Here is a 6,756-nt window from a genome sequence, read left to right as displayed (position 1 = left end):
AACGCGTGCCCGAGATCGCGCGAAATCACTGCCCAGCTTCCGCGAAATACGCACATCGCAGCCAAAATTGCAAAATGCTGCACCCAGCCGGTGAGGTATGGCAGGCCTGCGGGGATGCCTTCTTTCCGCTGGGTCTGCGCACTAATGGTCCAGGCCTGCCATTTCTCGATCGCCTGAATGATCGCGGCTTCATTGTTCGTGGCGCGGCCTTTCAACGCGTCAATCACATCATCGGCAAAATGCCGGCCCATGGAGCTGTCCAAGAAATCCCGAATGCCTGTCATCTCATCCTCGGAACCAGCGCCTGTTGCCAAACCAATGAAGGCAGAGGTTACCGTCCAGACCTGATCTGTCGGGCGATCCCGTAAGGCGCATGCAGTCATCTGCCCATAGAACCCATAAGCCTCGTTTTGACTGGAAAGAACCAACTCGCTCATTGCTTTGCCTCCGCTTCCGCCCAGGCTCCATCGTGCCAGACGTACAAGTAGCCAAAGGCGCGGGTTGCTCGCGGCAAGACCACTGGCGCCCGCGGCGGATCGAAACAATCCAGCGCCTCGGCGCTGACCTGCCGGATTTCCTGGGCGGCAAGGATGTCGTCGGGCGTCCATGCGGCTAGCGCGGGAAGCATGTGTTCGGGGTAGCCGTCGTAATGGCAGTAAACATGCGCCCATTCTTCGGGCCCAGCCTGAATGGCGATCTGTGCGCGGGTGCTCATGGGATCGCCCTCACTTCTGCTGTCGGGTCAGCGCGAGGAGGACCGCCGCCATGCCGCCCAGATATTCGCTTCGGCGGAACACGATCTCGTCGATGTGGCAGGCATTATTGATCTCGGGGTCAACCGCGAGATCGTCTGCCATATGCGGCATCAGGCGTTTGGCTTCGGCATTGTAGCGGGTGGCAAGGGGCATCTGTGTTTCTCCAATCAGGCAATTTGCTTGATATGAGAATCGCTCTAAGCGGAAGTGTAATCAACTCAAATAGGCAGGCTTTTCTGTTTATTTACAATACATTGAGGCCAATCCAATCGCCATGGAAGGTATGTCCGAGCGCGCCTATGCCGAGCATGCGAGGATTTCGCGTGGCGCTGTCCAAAAAGCCCGCAAAAACGGGAGGCTGGTGCTTTGCGCCGATGGTTCGATCAATGCCGCCGCATCCGATGCGCGGCGTGGCTCAGCGACAGATCCGGATCAACAGATGCGCTCACGCGGTGGCATCAGTGTCGCAAGTGAAGGGCCTGCGCCTGCAGTCTCAGGCCCTGGCGACAGCACGTCTTATATCAAGGCGCGCACCGCGCTAACGGTCTACCAGGCTCAGGAACGCCAGCTCTCGATCCAGCGCAAGAAAGGCGTGCTGGTCGATCGGGCACGCGCCGAGACGCTGGTGTTTCGCCTGGCCCGCCAGGAGCGCGATACTTGGGTCACCTGGCCAACACGCGTGTCCGCTCTGATGGCCGCACAATTATCCGCAGAGATGGAGAAAGATGCGGGGGTGCCCGTGACGATCGAGACTGCGATCCTGCAAAGGGTGCTGGAAACCCATGTCCGAGAGCAGCTCGACGCCCTGGCAGACCTCAGGGTCTCGCTTGAATGAGGGGGAGAACACATCTGATCTGACCGAGGGCCTCGATCTCGCCTTTGACGGCGCCGAGGATATCCTGCGTGTCTGGCAGCGCGGCATACGGCCTGATCCGGATCTGACAGTGTCGCAATGGGCGGATGCGCACCGCAAGCTGTCCTCGCGCGCCTCCGCCGAACCCGGACAATACCGCACAACGCGGACGCCTTATCTACGCGCGATCATGGATGCGCTGTCACCAAACCATCCGGCACAGCGGGTCAGCTTCATGAAAGCGGCCCAAGTCGGGGCGACGGAGGCAGGGAACAACTGGATCGGTTTCGTGATCCATCACGCGCCGGGCCCGATGCTGGCGGTGCTGCCTACTGTGGAGATGGCCAAGCGGACCTCTCGGGGGCGGATCGATCCGCTGATTGAAGACAGTCCGGCGCTGAAGGAGCGCGTACAACCTGCCCGTTCGCGCGATGCTGGCAACTCGATGCTTTCGAAGGAATTCCCAGGCGGCATTCTGGTGCTGACCGGTGCGAACAGCGCGACGGGCCTGCGCTCGATGCCCGCACGGTATGTGTTTCTGGATGAGGTGGACGCCTATCCTGCCTCGGCAGACGAGGAAGGCGATCCGGTCAGCCTGGTTGAGGCTCGCACCACCACCTTCGCGCATCGGCGCAAGGTGTTCATGGTCTCGACCCCCACGATCCGGGGGCTGTCGCGCATCGAGCGGGAATTCGAGGCAAGCGATCAGCGGCGCTACTTCGTGCCGTGTCCGCATTGCGGCCATATGCAATGGCTGCAGTTCGAGCGGCTGCGCTGGGACAAGGACCGGCCAGAAACCGCGACCTATGCCTGCGAAGGATGCGATCAGGCAATTGCCGAGCATCACAAGACGCAGATGCTCGAGCGCGGCGAATGGCGGGCAACGGCGACCAGTTCTGACCCGAACGCGATCGGCTTCCATCTCTCGGCGCTCTATTCGCCGATCGGCTGGAAAAGCTGGGAGCAGATCGCGCGGGATTGGCTGGCAGCCCAAGGCTCGGACGAGATGCTGCGCGCAGCGCGCAACACGCTTCTGGGCGAGACCTGGGTTGAAAGCGGCGATGCGCCAGAATGGCAGCGATTAGCAGACCGACGTGAGGTGTTTGCCGCTCAGGTGCCCATGGGCGGGTTGTTCCTGACTGCCGGTGCCGACGTCCAGAAGGACCGCATCGAGGTCGACGTCTGGGCTTGGGGCCGCGGCCTCGAAAGCTGGCTCGTCGATCACATCGTGCTTCCGGGCGGTCCTGGTGATCCGGCCTGCTGGCAAGCACTGACAGAGCTGCTCGGTCAAACCTGGGTGCATGAGAACGGCGCGGTGATGCCGCTTGCCAAGCTGGCCATCGACACCGGGTATGAAACCGCCGCGGTCTACGCCTGGGCGCGGCCGCAGGGGATATCGCAGGTCGCGCCAGTCAAAGGTCTCGAAGGGTTCAACCGGGCGACTCCAGTGTCGGGGCCGACCTTTGTCGATGCGACCGTGAATGGGCGGAAGCTCAAGCGTGGGGCGCGGCTCTGGACGGTGGCTACGGCTACCTTCAAGGCGGAGACCTATCGCTATCTGCGGATAGAGCGGCCCTCAGATGAAGAACGCACGCTAGGCGTGCATAACCCGGCGGGCACGATCCACCTGCCCGATTGGGCCGACAGCGAATGGCTCAAACAGTTGGTGGGCGAACAACTGGTCACAATCCGCAACAAGCGCGGTTTTGCTCGCCAAGAATGGCAAAAGCTGCGCGAGCGCAACGAGGCGCTGGACACACGGGTCTATGCACGGGCTGCGGCCTGGATCCTCGGGGCCGATCGCTTTGATGAGCGCATGTGGCGGCAGCTGGAGAAACAGGCCGGCGTGGAAACGGCAGCCATCGCGCAATCCGCTGAGACTGAGAAATCAAATGAACCTCAAGCGGGACGGATTGCATCGCCCCGGCGGCGCGGCTGGAAGATCAGCACGCCCAAATACATGGAATAACCGATGACACTCGATGAGCTCAAATTTCGTCACAGTGCGCTGTTGACTGCGCGCTACAGCGGCACGCGGTCTGTCAGCTATGACGGCAAGACTGTGAATTACGGGACCGACGCCGAACTGGCGGCTGCAATCGGTGACGTCGAACGTCGCATCGCGAAACTCGAGCGCAGCGCTGGGCGCGTGTTGCGCCCACATGCCGTGAAAGACCTATGATGAACTGGCGGCAGCGCCTTGGGGCGTTTATCGGCGGGTTTGACGCGGGCCAGCACCATCGGCGCCTGCGCGGGTTTCAAGCAACGCGGGCCCATGTGAACGCGCTGATCGCGGCATCCGGTCCCGACATCACCGCCCGTGCCCGCTGGCTGGTGCGCAACAACGGCTATGCCGTGAATGCGGTCGAAAGCTGGGCCGCAAACACTGTCGGCGACGGGATCAAACCGATCTCGAAGATCGCGGACGCTGCACTCAAGGAAGAGCTGCAGCGGCTCTGGCTCGCCTGGACCGACGAGGCTGATGCCGAGGGGCTGACAGATTTCTACGGGCTACAGCGCCGCGCCGCGCGCGAGGTATTCTTGGCGGGCGAAGTCTTCATTCGGATCAGGCCGCGCCGGGTCGAAGATGGACTGACAGTGCCCTTGCAGCTGCAGATGCTGCCCTCAGAAATGCTGCCGCTTCATGAAACAGGCGTGGCGCGCAACGGCAATGCGGTCCGCCAGGGGATCGAGTTCGATCGCATTGGGCGGCGCGTCGCCTATCACTTCTTGCGCCGCCATCCCGGCGACAGCACCGACCCGGGTCTCTCAGGTGAGATTGTTCGCGTTCCCGCCAGCGAGGTCATCCACGTCATCGACCCAGTCGAGGGCGGGCAGCTGCGCGGCGTGTCGAAACTCGCGCCGGCCATCGTGAAGCTATTCCTGCTCGACCAATATGACGATGCCGAACTCGATCGGAAAAAGGTCGCGGCGATGTATGCGATGTTCGTGACCTCGCCTGCGCCAGAGAACCCACTCGCCCCGTTGGATGATGAGGAGATGCCCGCAGGCGTCGAGATCAGTCCAGGCCAGATCGTGCGCTTAGATCCCGGCGAAGATGTGACCGTGGGCCAGCCCGCCGACAGCGGGGCGACTTATGAGCCGTTCCAGTACCGCACGTTGCTGCAGATCTCGGCAGCACTCGGCATCCCCTATCCCTATCTCGCCAATGACATGGTGAAGGGAAACTTCTCAAACTCGCGGCTCGCGTTGATCGAGTTCCGCCGCCGCGTCTCCGCCTGGCAGCATTCGGTAATGGTCTATCAGCTCTGCCGACCGCTCTACGCGCGCTGGCTGGATCTGGCCGTTCTGTCCGGCGTACTAGCCCTGCCGGGCTACGAGGCGGACCGCCCGCGCATGCTGGCCGCCGACTGGCTGCCGACCAAATGGGACTGGGTCGATCCGCTTAAAGACGCCAATGCCGAGATCGCCCAGATCGAAGCCGGGCTCAAATCACGCACTCAGGCAATTGCCGAGCGGGGCTATGACGCGGAACAAGTCGACAGGGAGGTTGCCGCGGAGCGCGCACGCGAGCGCGCGCTGGGTCTTGATTTCCGCCGGCCGGGGTCGCCCGCGCAAGGGGTACAAGCCACTCCAGTAAATGACGACGGAGACAACAAAGCCGATACTACAGAAAACGCCGCAGATCACATTCGTACTGACGAGGAACAACCCTGATGCTCCATGCCCGCATTGCCGCGCGCGCCTTCAATACGCCACTGCTCGTTGAACCGTCCAAAGCCATGGCGTTTCTATCAGGGCTCGGGCCACGTCTTCTGGGACGGCCGGTCGATCTCTCTGATCACGACGATGCATCAGATAGCGCCGCACATCTTCCCGCAAAGGCCAGCATTCTGGCCGGCAACCTCGCCGACCTCCTAAAGCAAAATGGCAATACACCCTACGCGGTCGTAGACGGCATCGCGGTAATCGAGATCTCGGGCGTCTTGATCCATCGCGGCGGCTGGATCGGACAATCCTCTGGCCAGACCAGCTATGAGGGGATCGCCGCACAGATCGAAGCAGCAGCGCGCGATCCTTCTGTTCGCGCGGTGGCGCTTGAGATCGACAGCTTTGGCGGAGAGGTGGCGGGCATCTTCGACCTGGCTGACCAGATCCGCGCCCTGCGCCGTAACAAACCTGTTTGGGCTTTCATCGCCGAACACGCCTTTTCAGCGGGCTATGCGTTGGCCTCTCAGGCGGACCGCATACTGCTGCCGCGCACCGGCGCCGTGGGCAGTATCGGGGTTGTGGTCATGCATGCCGACCTCAGTGATCAGCTGGATCAGGTTGGGGTGCGGATCACGCTGATCCACTCGGGCCAGCACAAGGTCGACGGCAATCCGTATGAGCCGCTACCCGAGAGCGTGCGCGATGACATCCAGCGCGAGATTGATGTGCTGCGGTTCCTCTTCGCCGAAACTGTTGCCGCTGGCCGCGCTGGCCAGGTGAGCCAGGACGCTGCTCTGGCGACCGAGGCCGGGACATTCCGTGGGACGGATGCTGTTGCCGCGGGCCTAGCCGACGAAGTGATCGACCTCACCCGTGGCTTCGCCCGCTTCCGCGAGAGCCTATCCGCCCCATCGCCCACCGCGCGACTGCCACGCGCAACCTACCCCCGAGCAAAGGAGGCCGCCATGAGCGCCAAAACAGATGCCACTGAAGCAAATACTGAGCCCACTGACACCGAAGACACCGTCCTGGAGGGCGTGAGTGAAGAAGATACGAAAGAAGACGAAGGAGACGTGAACCAAGAGAACCCCACACCCGCCTCAGCGGTATTACCTGCGCCGGTGCCAACCGCCACGGAACCATCCAATCTGGCAGAGGTCTCTGCGCAGCTGCGCCAAGAAGCCGCCGAAATCACAGACATCGCCGCCCAAGCCGGCCGCCTCGGCATAGCGATCGATGCAGCGAAGGCCCTGCGCGAAGGTACTGCCCCGGAGGCTTTGCGCCAATTTGTCTTGGAGCAGGCCAGCGCCGCCGCAGATGCACGCGACATTGTAGCTGCCCCACCTTCGCCTGTACTGCCCAAATCCACAGAAAGCCCGATTGTAGCTGCCGCTAAGAAAGCTGCCTCGGCCGGTCGCTAAATTTGAGTAGCCTCCCGCTCATTGCGAACCGCCCACCTGATCCCCCGTCGCTCCT

At 62.3% G+C, this 6,756-nt stretch carries 8 protein-coding genes; 5 read left to right on the top strand and 3 right to left on the bottom strand.

The window, feature by feature from the left end:
* From AC4GMC_RS04370 to AC4GMC_RS04360, 3 genes are all read right to left on the bottom strand, one after another.
* The coding region (locus AC4GMC_RS04370) for a hypothetical protein (protein WP_487877244.1) at positions 1 to 437 on the bottom strand (437 nt) is incomplete at its 3' end.
* The gene (locus AC4GMC_RS04365; RefSeq protein WP_487877243.1) at positions 434 to 715 is read right to left on the bottom strand and encodes a hypothetical protein; all 282 of its coding nucleotides are present in this window, start codon (positions 713 to 715) and stop codon (positions 434 to 436) included. The genes AC4GMC_RS04365 and AC4GMC_RS04370, both read right to left, overlap by 4 nt.
* 10 nt (positions 716 to 725) lie before the next feature.
* Positions 726 to 908 carry a hypothetical protein gene (locus AC4GMC_RS04360; RefSeq protein ID WP_487877242.1) on the bottom strand — a complete coding sequence of 61 codons (183 nt, stop codon included), beginning with the start codon at positions 906 to 908 and terminating at the stop codon, positions 726 to 728.
* A gap of 121 nt (positions 909 to 1,029) precedes the next feature.
* Between AC4GMC_RS04360 and AC4GMC_RS04355 the strand changes: the two genes are divergently transcribed.
* From AC4GMC_RS04355 to AC4GMC_RS04335, 5 genes are read left to right on the top strand one after another with little or no spacing between them, the layout of a single operon-like run.
* Positions 1,030 to 1,590, top strand: a complete 561-nt coding sequence (locus tag AC4GMC_RS04355; RefSeq protein ID WP_487877241.1) for a hypothetical protein — start codon at positions 1,030 to 1,032, stop codon at positions 1,588 to 1,590.
* Positions 1,538 to 3,577: a phage terminase large subunit family protein gene (locus tag AC4GMC_RS04350; protein WP_487877240.1), complete on the top strand. Its 2,040-nt coding sequence runs from the start codon at positions 1,538 to 1,540 to the stop codon at positions 3,575 to 3,577. The genes AC4GMC_RS04355 and AC4GMC_RS04350 overlap by 53 nt, the downstream gene beginning before the upstream one ends.
* A gap of 3 nt (positions 3,578 to 3,580) precedes the next feature.
* Entirely contained in the window at positions 3,581 to 3,790 is a 210-nt protein-coding gene (locus tag AC4GMC_RS04345; RefSeq protein WP_487877239.1) for a phage head-tail joining protein, read from the top strand.
* Positions 3,790 to 5,286, top strand: coding sequence for a phage portal protein (locus tag AC4GMC_RS04340; RefSeq protein ID WP_487877245.1), 1,497 nt, complete (start codon positions 3,790 to 3,792; stop codon positions 5,284 to 5,286). The genes AC4GMC_RS04345 and AC4GMC_RS04340 overlap by 1 nt, the downstream gene beginning before the upstream one ends.
* The gene (locus AC4GMC_RS04335) at positions 5,286 to 6,701 is read left to right on the top strand and encodes a S49 family peptidase (RefSeq protein WP_487877238.1); all 1,416 of its coding nucleotides are present in this window, start codon (positions 5,286 to 5,288) and stop codon (positions 6,699 to 6,701) included. Before AC4GMC_RS04340 ends, AC4GMC_RS04335 begins: the two co-directional genes overlap by 1 nt.
* Positions 6,702 to 6,756 lie beyond the last annotated feature (55 nt).

The sequence above is a fragment of the Thalassobacter sp. genome, from assembly GCF_982993085.1.
The sequence above is the reverse complement of the archived record's forward strand: the minus strand, read 5'-3'. Positions and strand labels throughout refer to the sequence as shown.

What these genes read in the sequence shown, in the direction of transcription:
- AC4GMC_RS04335 (WP_487877238.1), top strand. Translation starts at nt 5,286, where the DNA reads ATGCTCCATGCCCGCATTGCCGCGCGCGCCTTCAATACGCCACTGCTC.
- AC4GMC_RS04340 (WP_487877245.1), top strand. Translation starts at nt 3,790, where the DNA reads ATGAACTGGCGGCAGCGCCTTGGGGCGTTTATCGGCGGGTTTGACGCG.
- AC4GMC_RS04350 (WP_487877240.1), top strand. Translation starts at nt 1,538, where the DNA reads ATGTCCGAGAGCAGCTCGACGCCCTGGCAGACCTCAGGGTCTCGCTTG.
- AC4GMC_RS04365 (WP_487877243.1), bottom strand. Translation starts at nt 715, where the DNA reads ATGAGCACCCGCGCACAGATCGCCATTCAGGCTGGGCCCGAAGAATGG.
- AC4GMC_RS04355 (WP_487877241.1), top strand. Translation starts at nt 1,030, where the DNA reads ATGGAAGGTATGTCCGAGCGCGCCTATGCCGAGCATGCGAGGATTTCG.
- AC4GMC_RS04360 (WP_487877242.1), bottom strand. Translation starts at nt 908, where the DNA reads ATGCCCCTTGCCACCCGCTACAATGCCGAAGCCAAACGCCTGATGCCG.
- AC4GMC_RS04345 (WP_487877239.1), top strand. Translation starts at nt 3,581, where the DNA reads ATGACACTCGATGAGCTCAAATTTCGTCACAGTGCGCTGTTGACTGCG.